The 24,637-nt window shown below is 64.7% G+C and carries 17 protein-coding genes and 1 tRNA gene; 9 read left to right on the top strand and 9 right to left on the bottom strand.

Features of this window, described 5'->3' with window-relative positions:
- Window positions 1–13: 13 nt before the first annotated feature.
- The 9 genes from LQ564_RS04095 (at window position 14) to LQ564_RS04135 (ending at window position 10,628) form a co-directional block, all read left to right on the top strand.
- Window positions 14–1,459, top strand: a complete 1,446-nt coding sequence (locus LQ564_RS04095) for an efflux transporter outer membrane subunit (protein WP_231056795.1) — start codon at window positions 14–16, stop codon at window positions 1,457–1,459.
- A gap of 100 nt (window positions 1,460–1,559) precedes the next feature.
- Window positions 1,560–2,600 carry a WD40/YVTN/BNR-like repeat-containing protein gene (locus LQ564_RS04100; RefSeq protein WP_231056796.1) on the top strand — a complete coding sequence of 347 codons (1,041 nt, stop codon included), beginning with the start codon at window positions 1,560–1,562 and terminating at the stop codon, window positions 2,598–2,600.
- Between the two features lie 13 nt (window positions 2,601–2,613).
- Window positions 2,614–4,314, top strand: coding sequence for a DUF8614 domain-containing protein (locus tag LQ564_RS04105; protein WP_231056797.1), 1,701 nt, complete (start codon window positions 2,614–2,616; stop codon window positions 4,312–4,314).
- Window positions 4,315–4,517: 203 nt separating this feature from the next.
- On the top strand, window positions 4,518–5,648 hold the full coding sequence (locus tag LQ564_RS04110) for a methyl-accepting chemotaxis protein (RefSeq protein WP_231056798.1): 1,131 nt from the start codon (window positions 4,518–4,520) through the stop codon (window positions 5,646–5,648).
- Window positions 5,649–5,756: 108 nt separating this feature from the next.
- Complete coding sequence (locus LQ564_RS04115) at window positions 5,757–6,443, top strand: hypothetical protein (protein ID WP_231056799.1); 687 nt, start codon at window positions 5,757–5,759, stop codon at window positions 6,441–6,443.
- Window positions 6,444–6,526: 83 nt separating this feature from the next.
- The gene (locus tag LQ564_RS04120) at window positions 6,527–7,474 is read left to right on the top strand and encodes an IS1595 family transposase (RefSeq protein ID WP_231056800.1); all 948 of its coding nucleotides are present in this window, start codon (window positions 6,527–6,529) and stop codon (window positions 7,472–7,474) included.
- A 173-nt stretch (window positions 7,475–7,647) separates the two neighbouring features.
- The gene (locus LQ564_RS04125; RefSeq protein WP_231056801.1) at window positions 7,648–8,616 is read left to right on the top strand and encodes a BON domain-containing protein; all 969 of its coding nucleotides are present in this window, start codon (window positions 7,648–7,650) and stop codon (window positions 8,614–8,616) included.
- A 101-nt stretch (window positions 8,617–8,717) separates the two neighbouring features.
- Complete coding sequence (locus tag LQ564_RS04130; RefSeq protein ID WP_231056802.1) at window positions 8,718–9,533, top strand: HDOD domain-containing protein; 816 nt, start codon at window positions 8,718–8,720, stop codon at window positions 9,531–9,533.
- Window positions 9,534–9,635: 102 nt separating this feature from the next.
- A complete protein-coding gene (locus LQ564_RS04135; RefSeq protein ID WP_231056803.1) occupies window positions 9,636–10,628 on the top strand; it encodes a choice-of-anchor A family protein in 993 nt (330 codons plus the stop codon).
- 10 nt (window positions 10,629–10,638) lie between these two features.
- Here the strand turns inward: LQ564_RS04135 and LQ564_RS04140 are convergent, their stop codons facing one another.
- From LQ564_RS04140 to LQ564_RS04180, 9 genes are all read right to left on the bottom strand, one after another.
- Window positions 10,639–11,805 (bottom strand): MFS transporter, encoded by a 1,167-nt coding sequence (locus LQ564_RS04140; protein ID WP_231056804.1) that lies wholly within the window; start codon window positions 11,803–11,805, stop codon window positions 10,639–10,641.
- A gap of 108 nt (window positions 11,806–11,913) precedes the next feature.
- Window positions 11,914–12,516 (bottom strand): IMPACT family protein, encoded by a 603-nt coding sequence (locus tag LQ564_RS04145; protein WP_231056805.1) that lies wholly within the window; start codon window positions 12,514–12,516, stop codon window positions 11,914–11,916.
- A gap of 46 nt (window positions 12,517–12,562) precedes the next feature.
- Window positions 12,563–14,212: a choice-of-anchor I family protein gene (locus tag LQ564_RS04150; protein ID WP_231056806.1), complete on the bottom strand. Its 1,650-nt coding sequence runs from the start codon at window positions 14,210–14,212 to the stop codon at window positions 12,563–12,565.
- A 117-nt stretch (window positions 14,213–14,329) separates the two neighbouring features.
- A tRNA-Lys gene (locus tag LQ564_RS04155) sits at window positions 14,330–14,405 on the bottom strand.
- 78 nt (window positions 14,406–14,483) lie between these two features.
- Window positions 14,484–14,999, bottom strand: coding sequence for a hypothetical protein (locus tag LQ564_RS04160; RefSeq protein WP_231056807.1), 516 nt, complete (start codon window positions 14,997–14,999; stop codon window positions 14,484–14,486).
- A gap of 523 nt (window positions 15,000–15,522) precedes the next feature.
- Complete coding sequence (locus LQ564_RS04165) at window positions 15,523–15,957, bottom strand: hypothetical protein (RefSeq protein ID WP_231056808.1); 435 nt, start codon at window positions 15,955–15,957, stop codon at window positions 15,523–15,525.
- Window positions 15,954–19,373, bottom strand: a complete 3,420-nt coding sequence (locus LQ564_RS04170; protein WP_231056809.1) for an RHS repeat-associated core domain-containing protein — start codon at window positions 19,371–19,373, stop codon at window positions 15,954–15,956. The genes LQ564_RS04165 and LQ564_RS04170 overlap by 4 nt, the downstream gene beginning before the upstream one ends.
- A 203-nt stretch (window positions 19,374–19,576) precedes the next feature.
- Window positions 19,577–20,941, bottom strand: a complete 1,365-nt coding sequence (locus tag LQ564_RS04175) for a DUF6531 domain-containing protein (RefSeq protein WP_231056810.1) — start codon at window positions 20,939–20,941, stop codon at window positions 19,577–19,579.
- A gap of 8 nt (window positions 20,942–20,949) precedes the next feature.
- Window positions 20,950–23,976, bottom strand: a complete 3,027-nt coding sequence (locus tag LQ564_RS04180) for a type VI secretion system Vgr family protein (RefSeq protein WP_231056811.1) — start codon at window positions 23,974–23,976, stop codon at window positions 20,950–20,952.
- Window positions 23,977–24,637 lie beyond the last annotated feature (661 nt).

Below are 24,637 nucleotides of genomic sequence, written 5' to 3' on the forward strand. Positions count from 1 at the left end.
AGAGAGAACACATATGCTGAAGAATTTTGTACTCGTTAGCGCACTGGCCGCGGCACTGGGCGGCTGCGCCACCATCGGCCCGGACTTCAAGGCGCCGGCGACTGCCGCGGACGCCGCCTACCGCCACGCTGCGGTGACGAGCGACGTGGCGCGCCTGCCGGCCCAGTGGTGGACCGTGTTCGGCGACGCCACCCTCGACGGCCTCGAAGGCCGCGCCCTGCGCGACAACCCGGGCGTGAAAGCCGCCGCGCAGCGCCTGCTGCAGGCGCAGGCCCAGCTGGGCGTGGTCCGCGCCGGCCAGGCGCCGAATCTTGCGGTCAGCGCCGGCATCTCGAACTCGCGCACCTCCGCCGAAACCTCGCAGGGCATCGCGCTCGGCGGCCGCTCGATCGAGGGTAACAACTTTGCAATCGGCGCCTCGCTCTCATATGAACTCGACCTGTGGGGCCGCGTGCGCCGCGTGGTCGAAGCGGCCGACGCCCAGGCGCTGGCGGCGCAGGACGACCGCGATGGCGTGATCCTGCTGTTATCCAGCCAGGTGGCGTCGAACTACTGGCAGCTGCGCGGCCTGGATGCGGAACTCGCGATCCTGCGCGGCGCGCTGGACGCCCGCCGCGAAGCGCAGCACCTGGTCGAGGCCCGCTTCAATGCCGGCCTGTCGAATGAACTCGACGTCTCGCGCGCCCGCATCGAGCGCGCCAACGCGGAAGCGGACCTGCACGAGGTGCAGCGCCAGCGCAACGCGGTCGAACACGCGCTGGCCACCCTGGTAGGCGCCTCGCCCAGCGCGCCGCTGCTGGCCACGACGCCGGGCGTCCAGCTGCCGCAGCCGCCGCGCATTCCGGTCGGCCTGCCGGCCAGCCTGGTGGGGCAGCGTCCGGACCTGGCCGCCAGCGTGGCGCAGATCCGGGCCTTCAATGCGCAGGTCGGCGTGGCGCAAGGCGCCTTCTATCCTTCCTTGTCGCTGACGTCGAACTTCGGCTACGCCTCCGAGCACCTGCGCGACCTCGCCAGCGGCGGCGCGCGCCAGTTCTCCTTCGGCCCGCTGGCCCTGTCGCTGCCGGTCTTCGACGGCGGCCGCAACCGCGCCAACCTGGCGCTGTCGAAGGCGCGCTACGAAGAGGCGGTGGCGAACCACGAGACGCGCCTCCTGACCGCGCTGCGCGAAGTCGAGGATGCGCTGTCGGACGTGCAGCAGCGCCAGCAGCAGGGCGAGGTGCAGGCCCAGTCGCAGCAGGCCGCGGCGCGCGCGCTGCTGGTGGCGCAGGCGCGCTACGAGCGCGGCGTGTCGACCTATCTCGACGTGACCGATGCGCAGCGCAATGCGCTGGCGGCGGATCGGGCGGCGGCGCAGATCCGCACCCAGCGCCTGCTGGCCACGGTGGCCGTGGCGCGTGCCCTGGGCGGCGGCTGGGAGCAGGGCGAGCCGCTCGCGACCATCGCCAACGCCGCTAACTGATGCCCGGTGCGACGGTCTCGCGGCCAACAATAATGTCAGCCGGTTTTGCGGCTACGGGCAGGCTACAATGGGTGATCACTCAACCATACGAGGATCGCCCATGTCCCTGCCTGCGCGTGCCCTGATCGCCGCCGCCCTCCTGGCATCCACCGGCGCCAACGCCCAATCCTGGCAAGCCGTCCCGAGCGGCACGGCCGCCGAACTGCGCGGCCTGTCCGTCGTCAGCGACAAGGTCGCCTGGGCCAGCGGCGCCAAGGGCACCGTGCTGCGCACCGTCGACGGCGCCGGCTGGCAGGCGATGCAGGTGCCGGACGCCGACAAGATCGACTTCCGCGACATCCAGGCCTTCGACGCCAGGACCGCCGTCGTGATGGGCGCCGGGCCCGGCGAGGCATCGCGCATCTACCGCACGACCGACGGCGGCGCCACCTGGAAGCTGATGACCACCAATGCGGTCGCCGAGGGCTTCTGGGACGCGATGGCCTTCTGGGACAAGGATAACGGCATCCTGTTCGGCGACCCGGTCAAGGGCAGCTTCCAGGTCTACACCACGAGCGACGGCGGCGTCAGCTGGCGCGAAGTCGCGGCCAGGGGGCTGGAAGCGATGCCGAACGAGGGCGCCTTTGCCGCCAGCGGCACCTGCCTCACCGTGAGCGGGTCGAACGACGCCTGGATCGCCACCGGCGGCAGCGCCACCTCGCGCGTCTTCCATTCCTCCGACCGTGGCAAGACCTGGCGCGCGGCTTCCACGCCGGTTCCCGCAGGCGCGCCAGCGCGCGGCGTCTTCTCGGTCGGCTTCCTGAACAGCAGGGAAGGCTTCGCCGCCGGCGGCGACTACAAGGAAACCCGCATGGCCGGCATCAACGGCGCCTACACCCAGGACGGCGGCGCCAGCTGGACCCCGGTCGAAGTGGCGCCGGCCGGCTACATGTCGGTGGTGGTCCCGGTGCCCGGCGCTCCGCGCGCGCTGGTTGCCGCCGGCCTGGCCGGATCGGGTTACTCGACGAATGGCGGCCGCAACTGGACCGCGCTCGACACGACGCCGATGAACACGGTCGGTTTCGCCAGCCCGAGCCAGGGCTGGGCGGTGGGGCCGAAGGGACTGCTGATGAAGTACACCGGCCCTGCGCTGAACAAATAAACAAGGAGACACCATGAACAAACTGCTCGCTCCTCTCGTGCTGTTCGCGGCCATCGGCACGGCGTTCGCCGAACCCGCCAGCGTCGCCCAGCTCGACACCATGGCCAAGCGCTTCGCGCCGGCCGAACTCAGGGCGGACACCTCCAAGCTCTCGAAAGGCGACCGCGCCGCCATCGCCAAGCTGATCGAGGCCGCCAAGATCGTCGACACCCTGCAGCTGCGCCAGCGCTGGTCCGGCAACGAAGCCCTGTGGGCCGCGCTGCAGAAAGACACGTCGGCACTCGGCCGCGCGCGCCTGGACGCCTTCTGGCTGAACAAGGGCCCGTGGTCGTCGCTGGACGACAACCGTTCCTTCATGCCCGCCGAGTATGCCGGCATCAAGATCCCGGCCAAGAAGCCGGAAGGCGCCAATTTCTATCCGGAGAACGCGAGCAAGTCCGCGCTGGAAGGCTGGATGAACGGCTTGCCCGCCGCGCAGAAGGCGGAGGCGCAGTGGTTCTTCACCGTGATCCGCAGCGGCGCCGACGGCAAGTTCAAGACCGTGAAGTACTCGGATGAATACCGCGCCGACCTGGAAAAGCTGGCGAAGCTGCTGCGCGACGCCGCCGCCAGCACCGACAACGCCTCGCTCAAGAAATTCCTGACCTTGCGCGCCGACGCCTTCCTGTCGAACGACTACCTGGCGTCCGACTTCGCCTGGATGGACCTCGATTCGCCGGTCGACATCACGATCGGCCCCTACGAGACCTATAACGACGAACTGTTCGGCTACAAGGCGGCCTTCGAAGCCTACGTCAGCATCCGCGACCAGCAGGAAACGCAGAAGCTGGCCTTCTTCGGCAAGCACCTGCAGGAACTCGAGGACAACCTGCCTCTCGACAAGCAGTACCGCAACCCGAAGGTCGGCGCGATCGCCCCGATGGTGGTGGTCAACGAAGTCTACGGCGCCGGCGACGGCAATATGGGCGTGCAGACCGCGGCCTATAATCTGCCCAACGACGAGCGCGTGATCCGCGAGCGCGGCTCCAAGCGGGTGATGCTCAAGAACGTGCAGGAAGCCAAGTTCGAATCGACCCTGAAGCCCATTTCGAAGCTGGTGCTGCGCGCCCAGGACCAGAAGGACCTCGACTTCGACTCCTTCTTCACCCACATCCTGGCGCACGAGATCATGCACGGCCTCGGCCCGCACACGACCAAGAAGGACGGCAAGGAATCGACCCCGCGCCAGGACCTGAAGGACACTTATTCCACCATCGAGGAAGCCAAGGCCGACATCACCGGCCTGTGGGCCCTGGGCTACATGATGGACAAGGGATTGCTCAAGGAGACGCTGGGGCAGGGCGCCGCGGCCGAACGCAAGCTGTACAACACCTTCCTGGCCTCGAGCTTCCGCACCTTGCACTTCGGCCTGACGTCCTCGCACGCGCGCGGCATGGCGATCCAGGTGAACTACCTGCTCGACAAGGGCGCCTTCGTCGCCAACGGCGACGGCACCTTCGCGGTCGATTTCAAGAAGATCAAGGCGGCGGTCGCCGACCTCGACCGCGAATTCCTCACCATCGAAGCCACCGGCGACTATGCGCGGGCGCAGGCGATGATGAAGAAGTACGTGGTGATCCGTCCGCAAGTGCAGAAGGCGCTCGACAAGCTGAAGTCCTCGGTGCCGAACGATATCCGTCCCTCGTTTACGACGGCGGCGAGCCTGACGAAATAGCAAGGAAAGTGGCGGCTTCGGATCTCCCGCAGCCGCCCGCATGGCATCGGCGCAACACTTGCGCTGCTTTTTACTTAACTTAAACTGAAGGCTCCGTCAATCCATACAAGCCCATGTTATAGTGACTCCATTGCCTGAGGGAAAGTATTTGCGCGCACCTGTCGTCGCCCGCGTCTTTCCACGGTGCTGCTGGAAACCACGACATGAAGACGAAGCCCACCACGATCGGCGCGCGACTGGCCATCGGCTACGGCGCCTTGCTCCTCCTGATCATTGCCTTGAGCGCCCTGGCGGTGCTGCGCGTCGGCCAGATCGGCAGCCTGCTCGACAGCGTCGAGGGCACCGCCCGCGCCAAGCAGCGCCACGCCATGGAGCTGCGCGGCAGCGTGCGCGAGCGCGCCACCGTCCTGCGCGACGTGGTGCTGGCGCCCGACGCCGCCGCCGCGGCCGGCCCCGTCAGCCGCATCAAGACCCACAACGACAACTACGCGCGCGCCGCCTCGACCCTGGACGCCCTGGTCCAGGACCTGGCGGATCTGCAGCCGGAAGAAAAGAAGGCGCTGGCCGCGATCAAGGAGCAGGAGCGCCGCACCCGGCCGCTGCTCGACCGCGTGATCGCCCTGCAAGCCGAGGGCCATGGCCAGGAAGCCGCCACCCTGCTGAACCAGCAGGCCGGCCCGGCCTTCGCGGACTGGATGGCCAGCCTCACCCGTTTCATCGAACTCGAAGACAAGCTCGCCGGCGACGGCATGGGCGCGGCGCGCGATCTGGCGTCCAGCTTCCCCGGCTGGATGGCGGCGCTGTGCCTGGCCGCGCTGGCGGCGACCCTGCCCTGCGCCTGGTTCATCGCCCGCGGCCTGGGACGCGCGGCGCCCCTGCCCGCGGCCGAACCCGCCGCTGCCCCGGTAACGCCGGTCCCATCGCGCAGTGCGGACGAGATTGTCGGCGCCATCGACGGCATCGCTTTCCAGGCGAATATCCTGGCGCTCGACGCGGCGGTGGAAGCGGTGCGCAGCGGCGCCTTCGACGATGGCGCGGCGCAGGAAGTGCGCGCACTGGCCGGCCGTGCCGACGCGGTGGCCGGCGAGATCCGGCGCCTGCTTGCCAGCCCGGCGGCGCAGCGCGAGGAAGCCGCGGCCCTGGGGGCGATTGCCGACGCGGCGGCGCGGGTGACGGCGGTGATGTCGGTCATCGTCCCGGGCGCCGAACTGCTGGAGACGGCGCGCCGCGAAACGGCGCTGCTGCGCGCGGCTTCCGCCGCCACCGCGCTGGAGCAGGGCGCGCGCCGCCTGGCGCATGCCATCGAGGCGCCCGGCGTCAGCCTGCAAGGCTGATTTGACAAGTTTGATCTTGTTAAAACAGAGAAAGATTTTCCTGAAAGCAGTGCTTGATATGGGGCTAGAATTGCCAGTAGGCATTTCACTGTCTCCGAAAGAAGCACCATGCTCAAGCCTCTCCTGCTCGCCGCGCTGTGCGTGGCCCCGGCCCTGCAGGCCGCGGAACTGACCGCGCTGGAACAGCGCTGGCTCAAGGCCGCCGGCCCCGTCCTCGCCTATTCCCAGCAACTGAAACTGCCGCTCGACATCACGGTGCAGCCGCAGCCGCGCGCGAACGACGTGCCGCTGGCGATGGGTTTCGACAATGGCCGTTGCAAGCTGGTCATGTCCCTGCGCAACAACCCGGATGCGGAAACCGTCCTGGCCGGTGTGCCCGAAGCCGAGCAGGCGCCCCTGATCGCGGCGATGGCGGCGCACGAGCTGGCCCACTGCTGGCGCCGCGCGCAAGGCGCCTGGCATGCGCTGCCGGCCGGCTTCGTCGAGGTGAACGAGGAGAGCGCCGCTGATGCCTCGCTGCTGGCGGCCTCGAAGGCGATGCGCGAGACCCGCCGCGAGGAAGGTTTCGCCGACCTCGCCGCGCTGGCCTGGACCCGCCACAGCAATCCGGACGAATACGCCCGCGTCTACCGCTGGCTGGCCGGCGTGCGCGACAAGGTCGCGGTGCCGCGCAGCAGCCACGACACCCGCGCCTGGGTGAAGCTGGCCGGGGACGGCGCCCGCTTCGGCCGGTCCGGCGCTCCGTTCGAGGATGCCGACAGCCTGTGGCGCCAGGGGCTGCTGGACGGTAAATAATGGCTGTGTTCGCGATCGTTGGGTGAACCAAGTCGCGTTGTCGAAGTCTTACGCATCGTCGAGTTAACTCATCTGGAGTGACGATGCAAGGCCCGCGCTTCGACGAATTGTTCGCTTTTCTGACCGCTGCGCCATTGTCCAGCAACGATCTGGGCCGACTGCGCGACTGGCTCGACAGCATCCGCGACCCGGCCGAGTGCCTGGCGCTCATTGAAGCGGCCGCGGCGGGCCGGCCGTGTCCACATTGTGCTTGCGCGCGTTTGCACCGGTCCGGCTTCGCCAGCGGCCTGCAGCGTTATCGCTGCCTGGGTTGTCGCCGCTCCTTCAATGCGCTGACCGGCACGCCGCTGGCCCGGCTGCGCAAGCGCGAGTGCTGGCTGCCTTATATCAAGTGTTTGCTGGAATCGCGCACCGTGCGCGACGCGGCGCTCGTTACCGGCGTGCATCGCACCACGAGTTTTCGCTGGCGCCACCGATTCGCGCCGGGCGCCGCCCGGCACCGGCCCGCAGCATTGACGGGAATCATAGAGGCCGACGAAACCTACCGCCTCGAATCGCAGAAGGGTTCGCGCACCTTGACGCGCCCGCCGCGGCAGCGTGGTGGCGCCGCCCAGCGGCGCGGCATCAACCGCGAGCACGATTGCCTGCTGGTGGCGCGTGACCGCATCGGCACGACGCTGGACTTCCATACCGGACGTGGTCCCGTGACCGCTGCGCAACTGCGCACCTGCCTGCAGCCGGTGCTGCCGGGCGACGGGCTGCTCATCAGCGATGGCGCTGCGGCCTATGTCCGGTTTGCCCTTGACGCTGGAATCATGCACGAATCCATCAACGTGCGGGCGGGCCGGCGCGCACGCGGTGCGATCCACATCCAGAACGTGAATGGCTGGCACAGCCGCTTCAAGAACTGGCTGGTGCGCTTCAAGGGCGTGGCCAGCCGCTACCTGGCGAACTATTCCGGGTGGCAGCGATTACTGGATGCGCAAGTGTTGCGTACACCAGCGCAGTGGCTATGTGCTGCGGTACGATAAGTTCAGTGAAGGCGGCAGTGAGTACATAACTAACGCGAACACAGCCTGAATAATCCCCGGGCACTGGCTGTACAGACACTTTTTCCATCAGCGTACGTTCTCGCACAGATGGTCCCTTGCGGTGGGGCGTTTAATGGACGCCATCACAACAACCGAGCACAAGGGACATCGACATGAACAAGCTCATCGCTACGCTGCTGGCCTCGGTGGCCGGCGCCACCATCGCGGCCGCGCCCGCCGCCGCCCAGACCAAATCGGACAACACGGCCTATCGCACGGCCATGCAGAAGATCGAGGCCGACCACAAGGCGGCCAAGCAGAAGTGCGACGCGCTCAAGGATGAGGACGTGTGCGAAGAGCAGGCCGACGTGGCCCGCGCCCGCGCCGAGCTGGCCGCCGTCACCAAGCACGACAACACCCCATCGAACCTGGAAGCCGCGCGCCGCAAGCTGGCCGACGCCGAGTACGAGCTGGCCGAAGAGAAATGCGACGCCATGAAGGGCAACGAGAAGGACAGCTGCGAGAACAACTCCAAGTCGGTGCGCACCGCCGCGCTGGCCGACGCCAAGGCCGGCCGCGAGGGCGCCGCCGCCACCACCGGCGGCAGCGGCACGACTGCCGCCACCGCGGGCAGCGCCGGCCTGGTCGCCAGCACCGATACCCGCGATCCGGTGAAGGCCGCCGCCGTCCAGAAGTGCGAAGAGCAGGGCAACAAGACCGCCTGCCTGGTCGAGAACAAGGGCACGGCCGACACCGCGCTCGAGCGCGCCGGCGAGAAGACCCGCGCCGCCGCGGTCGCCGTCGTCGACAAGACCAAGCAGGCAGGCCGCACCGTGGCCGACAAGACCCGTGAGATGACGGGCCGCGGCGAAAACGTCGCCGAGAATGCCGGCGACAAGACCGAGCGCGCCGGCAGCCGCGCCGCGACCGCCATGTCGGACACCGCGATCACCGCCAAGGTCAAGGCCGGCCTGGCCGCCGAGCCGGACCTGAGCGCGCTGGCGATCAAGGTCGAGACCGAGAAGGGTGTCGTGATGCTGAGCGGCTTCGTCGCATCGAAGGCCGAGGCGGATCGCGCCGAGAAACTGGCCAAGGGCGTGGACGGCGTGTCCAGCGTGAAGAGCAACATCAAGGTCAAGTAATCCACCTGGCCTGGAGCAGCCCGTACGCCCGGCGCGTGCGGGCTTTTTTACGTCATGGCGGCGCCCGTGCGTGTTTAGTTACCGGAGGTATAATTCTTCGCGTGAACAAACTGGAAGCCTTTGGCTACATTACCGCCCAGGCGGCGCGCGGGGAAATCAGCTTTCCCACCAGCGTGAACGCCGTGCTGCGCCTGCAGATTGCGCTCGACGACCCCGATTGCCATGTGGACGAGGCGATCCGGCTGGTGCTGTCCGAGCCGCAGCTGGCGGCGCGCACGGTGGCGCTGGCCAATACGGCCGCCTTCGGCAGCAGCGGCGGACAGGTCAGCAATGTGCGCGCCGCCGTACTGCGCATCGGCTACCGCCGCCTGCGCGGCCTGGTCGCGGCCCTGCTGGTGCGCCAGTTCGGCCACCGCATCGCCGACCCGGTCCTGCGCGCCAAGGCCGAGCAATTGTGGACCCACAGCGCCCAGGTGGCGGCGCTGGCCCAGGCGCTGGCGCGCCACGTCACCCGCAGCGATCCCGACACCGCGCTGTTCGCCGGCATCGTGCACGAGGTCGGGGGCTTCTACCTGCTTTCGCGCGCCGACGAATTCCCCGGCTTGCTGGACGACGATGCCGAGAACTGGGGCGCCTTGTGCGAGGACGTGGTCAGCGTCGAGGTGATGCGCAAGCTGGCGATTCCGGCGAATGTCGCGCAAGCGATCGGCGCCATGCGCGACGGTGTGTTGAATCCTGAACCGCACACCTTGCTCGACACCTTGCTGCTGGCGAACCGGCTGGCGCCGGTGGTGTCGCCGCTGGGCGAGGCGGAGCTGGATGCCGGGCTCCCGGCCATCGACGAGGCCACGTTGCAGTTGCTGCGCGTAGAGGCCGAGGAAACCGCCCTTGCGCTGGGCGAGGCGACGCTGGTCTGAACGTTCGATTCCATCCTGTATAGCGGGTTTGCAACAGGCTGGGCGCATCCTGCATGAGAAAGTGATACTATTGGGAATCAAAAATTTCCCTATGGAACCATCATGCATCGATCAGTCCTGGCGTTTGCAACGATCCTGGCAACTGGAACGGCGCAGGCCGGCATCCTCGACCTGGGCAGCATGGTGGGCAATGCCAACATTTACACCATCGGAAATTTCTCGGCGCCTTCGAGCGATGTGGAGGGCAAGGTGGTGGCCGGCGGCAACGTCAACATCAGCTCCTATTCGATCAATGCCAAGCCGAACAACAACGTCGACACCGGTGGCTATGCGCTGATCGCGGGCGGCGACGTCAAGCTCAAGGGCGGCTCGATCAACAATGGCAAGATGTACGCCGGTGGCAATGTCGACCTGCAATGGGCCGCGCAGCCGCCGCGCACGACCGAGAACCCGATCGATTTCGTGGCCTCGGCCGCCTATTACCAGACGCTGTCGGGCGACCTGTCGAAGGTAGCGGCTACCGGCAGCGTCAGCAAGCTGTGGAGCGGGGTGGTGGTCAGCGGCAGCGGCCAGGGTGGCGTGGACGTGTTCAATGTCTCGGCCGACATGTTCCAATATTCGAGCAGCTGGACCCTGGACAAGTTGGTCAAGGGCCAGACCCTGATCTTCAACGTCAGCGGCACCGACGCCACCTTCAACGAAGGCGGCATCAGCTTCGAGCCGCTGAGCGGCTACAACGTGCTGTTCAATTTCCCGGATGCGCTGACCCTGAACGTCAAGGGCATCATCGGCAGCGTGCTCGCGCCGAACGCGACCGTGGACGACAACTGGGGCGTGATCAATGGTCAGGTGGTCGTGGATACCTGGAACTCGACCATCCAGGTCAATTCGAATCACTACTTCACGCCGGTCAACCTGGCCGGCTTCCGCGACACGCCAACGCCTCCGATCGTGATTCCGGATGACCCGATCGTCGTGACGCCGGACCCGACCGACGTGCCGGAACCGGGCACCCTGGCGCTGACTTTCGCCGGCGTCGGCATGGCGCTGGCGGCGCGCCGCGTGCGCCGTCCTGCGGCACAAGCCTGCGCCTGATCCAGCCCCTTTATGCGGCGGCGCGCGCCGCCGCCGTCCGTCCCTGGGCCAGCATGGCCAGCGCCAGCAGCACCCCACTGAAGGCCAGGCCCGCCGCCACCCACTGCGGCGACGCATAGGAATAGCCCAAGGTCAGTGGAATCCCGCCCAGGAAGGCGCCCAGGGCATTCCCGATATTGAAACCCGACTGGCCCAGCGAGGAACCCAGCATCTCCGCTTCGCGCGAGTGCGCGATCAGGAGCACTTGGATCGGCGGCCCCAGCGCCAGCGCATTGGCGCCGGTGGCGAAGGCCAGCACCAGCATCGCCGGCTCCGACGCCGCGAACAGGCCATTGCACAGCAGCAGGGTCGTCATGCTCACCAGCAGGATCAGGATCGCCTGCAGCGGCGCCACCCGGTCCGCCAGCCGGCCACCCAGGTGCACGCCGACCGTCATGCCGAGACCGACCACCGTCATCACCATCGGGATGCGCGCCGGCGCCATGTGGGTGACGTCGGTCAGCAGCGGCGCGATATAGCTGAAGAAGGCGAAGAAGCCGCCGGTGCCGATCGAGGTGATGCCCAGCGCCAGCCACAGCGCGCCCTGGCGGAAGATGCGCAGGTCCTGCAGGATGCCAGTGCGCTCCTTGGCCGCGATCGGCGGCACCAGGCGGTGCAGGGCGAACATGGTGACAAGGCCAATGCACGCCACCACCAGGAAGACCGCGCGCCAGCTCATGTTGTGGCCCAGCCAGGTGCCGGCCGGCACCCCGACTACGTTGGCGACCGTCAGGCCGGTGAACATGGTGGCCAGCGCGGTCGCCACCTTGCCCTCGTCGGCCAGGCGGCTGGCGACCACCGCGCCGACGCCGAAGAAGGCGCCGTGCGGCAAGCCGGCCATGAAGCGCGACGCCATCATGAACTCGAAGTTCGGAGCGAAGGCCGACATCGCATTGAACACCGTGAACATCAGCATGAACCAGACAAGCACGCTGCGCGGCGGCCGGTGCGCCATCAGGCTCACCAGGGTCGGGGCGCCGACCACGACGCCGAGCGCGTAGGCGGTGATCAGGTGGCCGGCCTGCGGGATGCTGATTCTCAAGCCATGGGCGATGTCGGGAAGGATGCCCATGATGACGAATTCGGTCATGCCGATGCCGAAACCGCCGAGGGCGAGGGGAATGAGGCTTTTCTTCAAGGTGCGCTAACTGGTCTTTGGAGGAACCGGCCATTATGCGCCGCGGGAACGGCTGTGTCCGCTTTCGTGTCGTGATGGCTGGTATAGCGCGGGGATATGAAATACAGGCTAGTGCTCGTCGTCTTTCACATCCAGCCAGGCGATGCGTCCATGGCCGGTGTTGTCGAGCCGGGTGCGTAATGGTTCGGCGTCTTGCAGGGGCAGGCTGAAGGCGAAGCGCACGTCGTCGCCGTGCGTGACGTCGTCGAGGCGAGCCTTTGCGGCGTCGAGCTCGCGCCGGATCATGCCCTCGAGCGCATACGGCGCGGTGCAGCGCAGCCGCGTGAGTTTGATGATCGGCACTTTCTCGGCTTGCAACAGGGCTTGCGCGACACTGTCCGTATAGGCCCGCACCAGCCCGCCGGCGCCCAGCTTGACGCCGCCGAAGTAGCGGACCACGGTCGCCAGCACGCCTTCCAGGTCCTGGTGGCGCAGCACGTCCAGCATCGGTCGGCCCGCAGTACCGCTCGGCTCGCCGTCGTCGACCGCGGCGGATTGCCCGCCGGCCAGCAGGGCCCAGCAGACGTGGGCCGCGCCGGGATGCGCGGCGCGCAGGCTGGCGACGATCTGCTGGGCGCCCGCGCGGTCCGGCATGGGCTGGACGCAGGCGATGAAACGGCTCTTCTTGATGATGAGTTCGAAGTGGACGGGAGAAGCAATCGAGTAGGGCATGGCGCCGATTATCGGTGGCGCCAGCCCAATTGCCAACTGCCGAGGGTTAATAACTCAGATTGACTTGCAGGATCGCGGTGGTGCCGCTGGTCTCGTTCCCGACGATGAGCAGTGGCTTGCCGTTCGGCGATTTATCGGCCGGGATCAGGGCCAGGCCTTCCGGTCCCGAATCGCCGCCGGTTGCGGTGCGGGTGTTGAGGTAAGTGACGTAGCTGGCCGCCGACGGCTTGCTGACGTCATAGACCATCACGCCGCCGACGCGCTCGAGGCCGATGAAGGCATAGGTTTTCTTGCCGAAGCGGCCGACCACGACGCCTTCCGGCTCCGGACCCTTGGACGCGCTGCGGGCGTCGAGGTCGTTATTGTCGTTGCTGGCGTTGAACTTCACGTTGGCAAGCGACTGGGTGTTCTTCTCGAACTCGTCGCCGGAATCGTAGACGCGGGTCAGGTTGCTGTCCCAGATCGAGAAAGAGCGCGCGCCGAAGGCGTACAGCTCGTTGCACTGGCCGGCCGCATTCTTGCCGGCGCTGCCGCCGTTCGGCGTGGTGGTGATGCGCAGGCGGCCCAGGTTCGAGTCGAGGATCAGGTTGGCGGCGTCCGGGAAGACGGTCGGGTCGAGGCCGGCGGTGCAGTGGGTGCGCACCCGCGTCTCTTCGTTGAAGCCAGGCCAGTCGGCGCGCGCATCGCCCTCGTTGGCGGTGATCAGGTAAGTGTTGCCGTCGACGGTGAAGCGGGCGATCGCATCCGGCAGGTACATGCCCTTCACCGGCTGCGGCGCGATCTTGATGGCGGGAGTGCCGCTGTTGGTGTTGGTGCCGCCGTCCTCGTCCGAGGCATCCAGGCCCATGCCGACCACGTTGTGGTTCTTGGTGCCGAGCGGCTTGATTGCGGTGACCTTGGCGGTGGCGACATCGACGATGGCGACGGCATTGTTTTCCTGCAGCGTCACGTAGGCGGTGCGGCCGTCTTCGCTCACGGCGATGTATTCCGGCTCGATATCCTGGGCCGCGCTGGCGCCCGGGCCATAGATCCGGATCCCTTGCGCGCGCAGAGCTGCTTCCTGGCCGTTGAAGGCGCGGAAGTCGGCGGTCGCGACCGAGGGCGTGCCGCCGCGGTTGACGGTGATGACGCTGATCGAACCTTCCGGATCGACGGAACCAGCCTGGCCATAACTGTTCGGCTCGCCTTCATTGGCGACCAGCACGGTGCGGCCGTCCGGAGTGAAGGTCAGCATGTCGGGCAGGGCGCCGACCTTGACGCTGTTGACCAGCTTCAGGTCGGCGGCGTTATAGAAGGCGACCGTGCCGGGGCTGGTCTTCGGATCCGCCTCGATCGCCAGCGCGACCAGGCCGTCGTGGATGGCGACGCTGTTGACGCCCTTGCCGAGGCTGCTCACATTGATGGTGCCGACCAGTTTCGGCGTGGCGGGAGCGGCCAGGTCGAGCACGTCGACGGTGCCGTTGGCGCCATTGACCACGAACAGGCGCTTGCTGGCCGCGTCGAAGGCCGTGATCTCCGCCGCACCGACCGCGCCGCCGTTGTAGCCGCCGATCTTTTCCATGCTCAAGGTGCGGGGCGTCAGCTCCTCTTCGTCATCGTGGTCGCCGCCACAGGCGGTGAGCAGGGTGGCGGCGAGGATGGCGGCGCTCATCAGGCGCAGGGGAGTCGGCGGAGCGGACAGGGAGAAGATCGGCATGGTCGGGATTCCAGGGTTGAAAACCCGACAGCATAGGGAGCGTCGATGACAACGATGTGACAGTCAAAAACAAAAAAGGCGTCACGATTTCTCATGACGCCTTTCCTGCTGAATCTTTGGTAGGCCGTGCGGGATTCGAACCTGCGACCAACGGATTAAAAGTCCGCTGCTCTACCAGCTGAGCTAACGACCCGAAGAAGCCAAGATTATAGCGGCACTCTTGCGATTTTCCAAGGACTTCATGCGTGATCGTGCATGGGGCGGTGAAATGTCAGGTTTCGACGTGCTTGTCTTCTTCCTGCGCCTGCTCCATGGCTTCCGGTTCGAGCTTCTCGGCTTCCACGTTCAGCCGCACGAACAGGCCCCAGGCCGCCAGCAGGACCGCCGCGGCGACGCCAATCGAGGCAACCTGCGGTAATTGCTCGGGCTTCGTGTGGAGGAACTGGAACACGCCGACCAGGCATTCGACACCGAGCGATACCACGACCACGATCAGGAAGCGCGACAGGAAGCGGCGCAGGCGGGTCGGGGAGCTGACGTGCACTTCACGCTGGATTTCTTCCTCCAGCACGGTCTGGCCCAGTTCGAACGCGGCGACCGAGATCGTCAGCAGGCCGACGCATTCCAGGATGAGCTGGAAGCGTTCTTGTACCGACTGGTAGCCGTCGCCGAACAGGGCCGACCAGATTTCCACCGCGGCCAGCACGATCAGGCCGAAGCCGCAGATGAAGAAGAGCAGGGCGATGAAGACGTAGCCGAGCGAGCTGATTTTTTGTAAGTACTTCACCGGACACCTCGATATGGATTGTCTCGGGACTGTACCATTGGCAGGGACTTCTCTTCTGTTCGGCCAGACACCAAGGAATTAATAACGTCGTGCCTGGGGCGGCGGTAACGCGGGCGTCTACATGTCGACGATGGGGCTTGTTCTGCTTGTTGATCAGGCACTCACCATACAAAAAGAATTGCCTGCTTCAAGTACAAACCATCATGCCTTTAATCGAATTTCAACCGCATGTCTCCCCGTGAGACGTGAACAACTTCAAAATTCATACATCACCTCTTGAAAATAGTCTTCGAGTTTCCGTGCTTCGGGTCAATAATGTCGATTTGGCCAACCGCGGGATTTTTCATGAGCGCGCATTTCTCATAGCCTTCCTAGATGTTGCCAGGTCGCAAATCTTGGCCAACAACGCCTCGTACGATTTCGCAGGTGCCTTAGGCATAGGAGATACTAGGTTCACTCCATCGTTTGCCAATGCTAGCTGCAAAAAATTGATGCTTATCACAAGCGTACCTGTCGGACGCACTTATTGAGGTTTCATGAAGATGGCTACATCAAAGGAACGTACTTCATAGCTCAAATTAATTTGACCCCACTTGAAGCGCCATGTACGCGTCCCAGTCTTTATATTATTAGGTGGAGCTCCAACTTGCTTTTTTATGAAATTCGATAGCAGATGATATTCATCTGTCATTGCCTTTTCACTTACATCATCCCAACTTTTCATAGGACGGTCTAACCAGCGCAATAATATCCACTCAATCCTTTTTCCTCGCAACGAGATGAAAACGCCAAATCTCATGTCGTCCGCCTCAGATTCGACATAGTAGTAAATACCTCCAGCGTCTTCTCGTTTCTCAATTAAACCTTCTTCGGCAAGGGCACGTAAGTCTTCATAATCAGACGCGACAGAGATATCTTTCTTGCCGAGCTTGACCTTTCCTTCAATGAGATTAATCATGGGCTTGTCAACTCCATAAGTGGGCCTTTTTCCATACTCATACGATCTTTTGCGGTGACGTAATACTGCGTTCCGCCACCTGGTCCATATTGGTCATTAGCTAAGGCGTAGGCTTTTCCTACGCAGAGATCCTCTTTTAGCGTGAATGCTTGCACCTTCTGTCTCGGGCCGAACGGGAATAACCTAGAGTTTTTTCCAGAATGCCCTACTTGTGTCGCCTCATGATATGTGCTAACGGATTTCTTCGATGCGGTAAGAGTCGACGCGTCAGCAAAGAATCCACCTGGCTTCGGGCCGTAAGGATATAGTGTATAGACAGTGGTTCCTTTAGGCAGGATCACATTTGACCAACGATCCTTGTTAGGGTAATGATCGCCGCTTTGAAAGCGTGCCGCACCGCGCGACGGATTTTTCGTATTTCCACATGGCGTTCCACTGCATGCAGGACAAGCCGCCTTCTTCTTCTTGTTCCGCAAACCCAGCGGGTCAATCCAGCCCGTCGGATTAGGCGCGTACTGATAAGCATTCATCCCGCCGAGTAGGCCGATAGGATCAGACGTTATGTAACGTGCGCCGTCCGGATCGTAGTACCGATGCCGGTTATAGTGCAGCCCCGTCTCATCATCAAGGTACTGCCCCTGGAACCGTATCGGATTCCGTACCCCGGCCTTGTACGCCGCCTCGCTGATCGCTTCCTTCGCCTGCCCCCACGCCTTGTACTGCGCCGACCACGCGACCTTGCCTTCATGGTCGGTCAACTCCTGCGGCGTGCCCAGATGATCGCATTGATAGAAGGCGATCTCGTCCCTCTCGAACGGCTCGGCTTCCTGCTCGCACTCGCCGTTCCATAGTGGATCGAGCGCAATGTCATACTTACCGTCGTTGCCCGCCATCAGCGCTTTCACACCCGTAGTAGGCGGCAGCCGAAGTGCCCGGTGTCGGGTGGCCTGTAACAGCGGCACGAAGCTGTCGCGCTCGTACACATAGTGGACCGTACGTTCGCCCGCCACATGGCCCCGGTGCACGCTGCTTTCCAACGCCAGCGTGTCGCCGTCCCAGCCGTACATGGTCCGGGACGTCTCCCGGAAGGCAGTGCTTTCCATTGTCCCGCTGTGCTTGGCAATGCGCCGCCCCAGTGGATCGTAGGCAAAGGTGGTGACGCCATGCCAGGTCCTGGCGCGGGTCATCCGGTTGAACGCATCCCATTCATACTCGGACCGAAGGCCGTCCTGGGTACGTTCTACGACGTTGCCGCGTTCGTCATGGCGGTAGCGGACACTGGCATATTCCTTGAGCAGGTTGTCCAGCAGCTTCGGCAGCGGTGCGCGGCGGGTAACGGGCTCCTGCTGCGCGGTATCGGCTGCCTGGATATTGCCCGCTGGGTCGAAGGCGAAGGTTTCATGACCCAATGCGCTGTTTGCCGCCAGCAGCTGTCCGACCGGGTCGTAGCGGTATTCGACGCGGCCGCGCCGGTTGTCTTCGAGGCTGGTCAGCTGGCCGGATGGGTCATAGCGGTAACGTCGCAGGATCGCGGCTTGCATGCCGACCTGGACATCGGGCCGGTACGGGGTGGGGGAGAAATGCCCGTTCTTCCGGCTGACCTGCGCGATGGCGCCGAGCTGCTGTTCGATCAGGCGCCCAAGCGGGTCGTACTTCATCGTTTGCAGCAGGCCGTTGGCCTGGATGCGGCCGGTTTCCTGGTACAGCGCGTCGCGCTCGAAGGAGACGAGGTCTTGCCCGTCGAGCAGCAGGCCGTGCACGTGGCCGGCGCCGTAGGTCAGCCAGTCGATGCGAAGGCCGTCGGGGCGGGTGGTGCCGGTGCGCTGGTTGAGTTCGTCGTGGTGGTGGTGCCAGACCGCGGTGCGTTTCTCAAGGTGGAACGGGCCCTGGTAGTGCTGGTGCTCGCGGACCAGGTTGCCGGCCGCGTCGTAAAACCATTGCAGCCTGGCGTGTTCGTTCTTTGCTTCGGCCAGCTGGCCGTTGGCGTTGTAGGCGAAGGTTTCGATTTGCTCCAGCTGGCCGGGGGACGCGGCCCGGCGTTGCACGAGCCGGCCCATGGGGTCGAAGTCGAGCCGCGTGGTGACGCCGGCTTCGACGGTTTCCGCCAGCACGCCGCTGGCTTCGTCGTAGCGGTACTCGGTGGCCTTGCCGTCGAAGCCCTGTTCCTGCAGCAGGCGGCCGACCGGGTCGTACTGGAAGCGGTAAACGCTGCCGTTTTCGTTTTCCAGTGCGGACAGGCGGCCGAGCGCATCCCACTGATAGTGCAGGCGGTGTCCCAGCGCGTCGGTGCGCTTCGCGATCAGTCCGGCGGAGGTGTAGCGGTAGGCAGTAGTACGTTGCAGTGCGTCGGTGTGCGCCAGCAGCCGGCCTTCGGCGTCGTGGCGGAACTGCTCCTGGCTGCCATCGGGGTGGTTGACGGCTTCGAGCTGTCCGGGATGATTGCCGCTATCAGTGCCTTCGCTGTGTGCTTGCGCCAGCGTTTCGGCGCTGAGCGGAGTGTAGCGGTAGCGGGTCTCGTTGCCGGCTGCGTCGATGCTCTTGACCAGGCGCTTGCGGTTGTCGTATTCCCACTGGCTGCTGTGCCCCGAACAGTCGGTGTAGCTGGCGAGCTGGCCGTCCGGAGTGTAGGCGAGCTTCTTGACTCCACCTTTGGCATCGAGGACTTCGATCGGCCGGCCGGCCTTGTCGTACGCGTATTGGGTCTTGTTGCCGAGCGGGTCGGTTTCTTCGACCAGCTGGCCCTGGGCATTGTAGTCACGCTTCCAGGTGCCGCCTTCGCAGTCGCGGATACCGGTGACCCGGTGCTGGCCGTCATACTCGAAGTGGACTTGGCTCCCGTCGGCGCGCGTGTGCGTGAGCAGGTTGCCGTGGTCGTCGTAACGGTGATGCTCGCTGCTGCCGTCGGCGTGGATGTGGCGGACGACGTTCTTGGCGTCGTCGCGGAACAACCATTCCTCGCCCTCGTCCGGATACACGATGCGATACGTATAGCCGGCAATGTCGTAGTAGTAGCGGGTCTCGTGGCCGAGCGCATCAAGGACATAGGTCAGGCGGATGTTCTTGTCCCACTCGAGCCGGGTGTCGTCGCTGCCATCGTCGGCCCACTCGCGGATCGCCTTGGCATGAAGCCCGCTGTCAATGCTGGTGTCGTAGGCGAGGTTCATGCCGCGCCCGGTGCGGTCGGTGTAGCGGGTGACGAGGTGGCGGTCGTACTGGTATTGCCAGGCGGCGGCGTTTTCGTCCTGGGCGCGGACCAGGTCGCCGAGATTGTCGTAGTCGTAGGCGGCGAGCTGGCGCAGCAGCTTGCCTTCCTTGATTTCCCAGAGCGCGCGGATGCGGTCGCTACCAAGGTCGATCTGGGTGCCGACATGGGCATTGATAATCTCGCCCTGCTTGCTGATGATGTCGCTGAGCACCTCCTCGCCGGCGTGAGGGCCATTGGCAACGACGTGGTCGTAGCGCAGGCCGAGGGCGGCGCCATCGCGGGAATGCAGCGCGATCAGCCGGAAATGCTCCCGGCCCTGCTCGGCCGCCTTGGCGCGTGCGGTGTCGATCAGCTCGTAGGTTTCGCGCCAGGGGCTGGGTTCGCCCTCTGGCAGCGGCTTGCCGAAGTCGAGCGTCAGCAGGGTGGGGCTATGCGGGTGAGCGTGATTTGTTCGACCGGGTCGTGGTGACGCTGGCCGATGCCAAGGTACGGGTAGCGGTGCGTGCGGCCGTCGGCCGCGTGATAGAGCAGGGCGTCGGGCTTGCCCTGGCCGACGACGTCAATGCGGGTGCTGTACGGGGTGAGCCAGCGCGCGCCGAGATTGCCGCGGTCATAGGCGATCAGCTGGCTGCGGTAGGTGCGGCTCCAGGTGATGGGGAGCGGCGCATCCAGCACGAAGTCAAGATGGGTGAAGGTTTCGGCGCCGGTGGCGAAGCTGATCGAGTGCGCGGTGCCGCCTTTTGCCGGGCACAGCTTGCAGGCATTGGCGTCGCCCGTGGCCGGGCGTTGCCGGCTGGTGGCGCCCAACTCGTGGCCGGGGTTAGTCTTCTTGTGATCCGCACCCTTGCTTGATGGGATCATCGCCGCGCCCCGCTTCTTGTGCTTGGTGACCGCGTCGCGCAGCCGCGCCAGTATCCACCGGATGCTCATCTGAGTCTGTTCGTCGGCCAGGGCGGCGAGCTTGCCGCGAAACGCCGGTTTGAAGTTGGTCAGGTGATCGACCATGCCTTTCACGCCCGCTTTTGCGCTTTCCGGCAGCTGGCTGGCCGCCGCCGCGATAACGTAGTTCGCGCTCATCTTGTACTGCCGGCCGAGGGCGCCCAGCATGCGGCGCCAGCTGCTTTGCGCTTTTGGGTCATGCAGTTTGGTCTCCACTTCCGCCGGGGTGGCGACGTCGAACAGCGGTTCCTTGCCGATGCAGCGATTGAGGACATTGATCAGGTCGTCGGCGATGCCGTCGGCGGTATTGGCGCAATCGTCCAGGATACCGGCCAGCTTGCTCATTGCGCTGTCGACGAAGGTATCGATCTCGCCGGCCAGCCTGGCGTTGAGGTGCACGGCCAGCACCTCGATCAGCGCGCTGCCGAGATCCTTGACGCCCGAGGCCAGCTTTTGCCGGACCAGGTGCAGCGCCGGCCGCAGGCTCATGCGCGCCGCGTTGCCTGCCCCCGGTGCTATTCCGATCAGGTTGATGCCAAGGCTTACCCATAGCAGGAAATCAATTTCCTTGGCACCCTTGGCGAGGCCCTTCTGGATTATCGCCACGATGTCCATGATGGCGTCGATCAGCGCCATGATGTTGCCGATTACCGGCAGGCTGCCGGCGACGGTGCTCAGGCGCTCCAGCGTGAAGTAGTCGTTGCTGATCTTGCGCAGCCATTTGTCGAAAGCGGCGGCACCGGCGCCGACGTCTTGCTGGTCGATGGTGTCGAGCGGGGCGACTGCGACTTCCGGCGCGCGCTCGGCGGGCTTGGCCGGGGCCTGCGTGAGTTCGGTCATGGTGGCTTTTATATGACGGATTTTTTCGGGTTCGGGGACGGTACTTCAGCGCCCATGCGCGGCAGCGCTCCGGGCAGACTGACGATCGACGCGATGGCGGCGGCAGACTTGCCGACACTTGACGCGCCGGCTGTCGCACCGCCTGCGAGCTTGCCCACAACGTTGGCCAAGGCCGCCGGTCCTGCAGCGGCCAGCAGTGCTTGCGCGCCGCCTTTTGGCAGTGATTGCACCGCGCTTGCTGCTTGCTGCGCGGCTTGCGCAATCGTGCCGAGCTTGCCGGCTGCGCCATTGAGGCTGCTCGCCGCAGCTTGTGCGCCGGCGAGCAGTCCAGGGTTCTGCGCCCTGGTCGTCGGCGCTGGCCGGTCAGACGTTGCTGCAGCGTCAGCGCCAGCCTCGGGCAGCGCCACGGTCGGCCATTCGGTTCCCTGGCCGAAGTAGCTGTCTTCATCCCACGGGTCGCGCGGGTCCTTGCCATAGCTGACCGTGGCCATTCCCATCGGCAGGCCGGCTACGCTGGCAAAGCCGTCGCCATCGAGCGTCCCCTGGTGGGTACCTCCCTCGGCGTCGACAACTGTGTAGTCGCCTTGCCGGATGCCTTGCTTCTTGCTGCCTGCCGGGTTCACGTACTGGTGATACAGGTCGAGCTGCCCCGGCGCCAGCTGCACAGGCTGCGGCAGGGCCGGCGTGCCTTCGCTCTTGCCAGGCTCGAAGCTATGATGCGCCGCGTGTTGGACCCAGTTGCCGCTGGTGCCATGGACAATTCCCGATGCGTTCCAGCGGCTGAAACTGGTGCCGCCGTTGATCACCACCTCTTCCTTGGCCGTGATCGTGATCCGGTTGGCGGTATGGGTGATGTTGAGCTTGGCCAGGACGTTGACGCTGTCCTTCAAGGCGGTGATGTCGATGTCGGCGCTGGCCGCCACCAGCTTCATGCCGGCCTTGTAGGCAAACATGCGCACCGCTTCCTTGACGCTGACGAGCAGGCTCTTGCCCGCGCTCAGGCTGGCATGGCCGCCGCTGCTCAGAGCGGTGTGCTCCACGCTCATCAGGTGGGTGGAACCCTGCGTACTGGTTTCGATGCCGGCGGGGCTGGCTAGAAGCAGGTGGGGAGCCTGGAATTCCGGGAATTCGCCTTGCGCGGGCGTGCCACCCTGGCCTTTGATGGCCTCGACCTGCGCCTGCAGCGCGGCGACGACCTGGTCCTGGTCGCCCGGCTGGTGTGCCTGCGCCTGTTGCGCGACCTGCGACAGGCTGTCGTGCAACTCCTGGCCCTGGGCCATGCGCCCCACCGTTTCGGCCATGTCGGTGATATGGGCGCGGGCGTTCGGCCGTCCTTCGGTGCTGAGCAGCAGGCCTCGCTGCGCGCGCACCGCACCAATGCCGTCGGTACGCAGCTCGAAGCCCTGTCCGCGCGCATCCTTGCGTCCCGCATTGTCTTCGATGCGCTTGATATGGCCGAGACTGAGCTGACTTGCCAGATGGTCGCTCTTGAGCTGAGCCTGGATCTGCCCCTCCGTGTCGTCCAGTACCAGATGATTGCTGCGTCCGCCAGGCATATTGCCCCCGCCCGCCGTCAGCTCGCGGCTTCTAAGCCCCGTCAGGGCCCGCTGTTCGGGCAACTTCCACGGAGGCATATAGCTCTGGTTGTAGACGGAGCCGGTCACGATCGGATGGTCGGGATTGCCGTCGAGCCACTGCACGATGACTTCCGAGCCAACTCGCGGATGGCTGGTCAAACCCTTCTCGCCACCGGCCCAGTTGCTGCTTACCCGTACCCAGCAGCTACCACTCTCGTCGCGGTCCCAGTGAAATTTGACCTGGATGCGGCCGTACTGGTCCACGTTCAGGCTGCCTTGGCCTTCCGAGCCCACCACGGTGGCGGTCTGCAGAGCCAGCAGTCTGGTGTCAGTGCTGTTGAAGCCGCGTCCGGGACGCCAAGGCAGGGCCTTGCTCTGGCAGAGAAGGCGACTCTTGTACTCTGCGACCGTGTCCTTGCCTTGGAGGTAATTGTTGCTGGCTTCGTGATGTACTTCCAGGATCAGGAACTCGCAACCTTCATTCTCATTGAAATGGTCGAACAGCCTGAACCATCTGCCCGGGGCGGCGCGCCGGTTATTGCCGTGCGCTTCGTACAACTTGCCGCGGGCTTCGATTTCTTCCATGCGCAAGCGCGCAAGCTGGTTGGCGCCCGACTGGTGCTTGAAGCCGTAATGCCCCTCATAGCTGTGCACCTCCAGCCGTGGAATATCGCCTTGTTGGTTAATGGTTACGGTATCCGCATGTACCGGGCGCGGATTCTTGAAATCGAAGCCGCTCACCGCCGCCTGTCCGGACGCCCACTGGCGCACTGCGCTCCAGTGGTCAATCGCGTCCTCTTCGGCCGCTCCACCGGCGCCATGGAAGCGGATGCTGGGCGACGGCCCGTCGATCGGCGCAGACGTGCGCGTGTCGTCGCAGACCTTCAGCATGTGACCTTCGCTGGTATGCTCGTACCAATAGCTGTAGCCCGCCGCTTCCCAGCGCCGGCACAGGTAATTGTGATCGGTCTCATCCCATTGGGTAGCCATCGTGAACTGCGGCTGTTCGCCGGCGACTTCCCAATCGCAGGCCGGCAGGGCGCCGTAGCCGTCGAAAATCGTTTCCGCTTGCTCGCGCAAGCTCTGCGCATGAAACAAGCGGTTGTTCCGGCGCAGGCGTGTATAGGCCAGCCATGGCACCAGCACGGCTTCGTAGAAGGCCACTCCACCATCCGTTTTAACCAGCTTGAACGACGTGACATAGCCGGTAAACGGACGCAGGGTGCCGTCAGCCTGCACGAGCGAGATGCACAGCAGTTTGCCGTGCATCGCCTCAAGTTCTATCCTGGCATCGTCGCTCAGGAGTTCCACCTTGAATTCGAAGTCACGTGACAAGTATTCCGTGCCGGCGAACCGGTTTACCATCAACTTGGCTTGCGGGCCGTCGCTCCGCGGGAACGACAGGCGTAGCAGGCGAGTGCTTTGGTGGGACTCCAGCAGTGCTTGCAGGTCAGTCATCGGCTTTGTCCCTCAGGAGATCTGGGTATTGTTGACTTCGAGATGTTCGAAGTAGCTGCCAGTGAATCCGCCTACTTCCAGCGCAGGCGGTCGCCGCTGATCCGGGTACTGATACAGTCGCACAAGAGCACGTCGAGACTCGATCATGCGGATGAGCAAACGATATTATTTGGGACGTTGCCGTGGATTGGCTTGACTAGACGCAAGGTCGCCTAGGAATTGAAAGTCGTTGCGCAGAGCACGCCACAACGCAAAAAGCCCACGAACCGAAATTCGTGGGCTTCCTGTTTATTCGTGGTAGGCCGTGCGGGATTCGAACCTGCGACCAACGGATTAAAAGTGCCAGTAGCGGCCACGATTGCACGGTCTCTTCTCTAGCATTCTATCTGGTTGTGTCAGGTATGTCCTTGCTCCGCCAGATTCATGCTTGCATGGAACGGTTTTGGTCGGCTCGGCTGCAACTTTACGGTGATGGATTCCGCTTGACCGTATTTTCCCTAGGCCCGACCAGAGAGTGACCAGAACCTCGTGCTGAGATGGTACCGGGAGCAGTTCTGAATTCAAGTGAGCCACGGCAATTTGTACGTCCGCATATCTCACACTCAGCTGGGCCTGAGGCTAACAAAGGGCGCTAAACTAGCTCCAGCGGAACAGCAACTGC

It is taken from the genome of Massilia phyllostachyos, from assembly GCF_021044825.1.
GTDB lineage: Bacteria > Pseudomonadota > Gammaproteobacteria > Burkholderiales > Burkholderiaceae_D > Telluria > Telluria phyllostachyos.

Bases quoted from the DNA above. Each gene is read 5' to 3' on its own strand.
- LQ564_RS04095 (WP_231056795.1), top strand. From the start codon at position 14: ATGCTGAAGAATTTTGTACTCGTTAGCGCACTGGCCGCGGCACTGGGC.
- LQ564_RS04100 (WP_231056796.1), top strand. From the start codon at position 1,560: ATGTCCCTGCCTGCGCGTGCCCTGATCGCCGCCGCCCTCCTGGCATCC.
- LQ564_RS04105 (WP_231056797.1), top strand. From the start codon at position 2,614: ATGAACAAACTGCTCGCTCCTCTCGTGCTGTTCGCGGCCATCGGCACG.
- LQ564_RS04110 (WP_231056798.1), top strand. From the start codon at position 4,518: ATGAAGACGAAGCCCACCACGATCGGCGCGCGACTGGCCATCGGCTAC.
- LQ564_RS04115 (WP_231056799.1), top strand. From the start codon at position 5,757: ATGCTCAAGCCTCTCCTGCTCGCCGCGCTGTGCGTGGCCCCGGCCCTG.
- LQ564_RS04120 (WP_231056800.1), top strand. From the start codon at position 6,527: ATGCAAGGCCCGCGCTTCGACGAATTGTTCGCTTTTCTGACCGCTGCG.
- LQ564_RS04125 (WP_231056801.1), top strand. From the start codon at position 7,648: ATGAACAAGCTCATCGCTACGCTGCTGGCCTCGGTGGCCGGCGCCACC.
- LQ564_RS04135 (WP_231056803.1), top strand. From the start codon at position 9,636: ATGCATCGATCAGTCCTGGCGTTTGCAACGATCCTGGCAACTGGAACG.
- LQ564_RS04145 (WP_231056805.1), bottom strand. From the start codon at position 12,516: ATGCCCTACTCGATTGCTTCTCCCGTCCACTTCGAACTCATCATCAAG.
- LQ564_RS04150 (WP_231056806.1), bottom strand. From the start codon at position 14,212: ATGCCGATCTTCTCCCTGTCCGCTCCGCCGACTCCCCTGCGCCTGATG.
- LQ564_RS04165 (WP_231056808.1), bottom strand. From the start codon at position 15,957: ATGATTAATCTCATTGAAGGAAAGGTCAAGCTCGGCAAGAAAGATATC.
- LQ564_RS04175 (WP_231056810.1), bottom strand. From the start codon at position 20,941: ATGACCGAACTCACGCAGGCCCCGGCCAAGCCCGCCGAGCGCGCGCCG.
- LQ564_RS04180 (WP_231056811.1), bottom strand. From the start codon at position 23,976: ATGACTGACCTGCAAGCACTGCTGGAGTCCCACCAAAGCACTCGCCTG.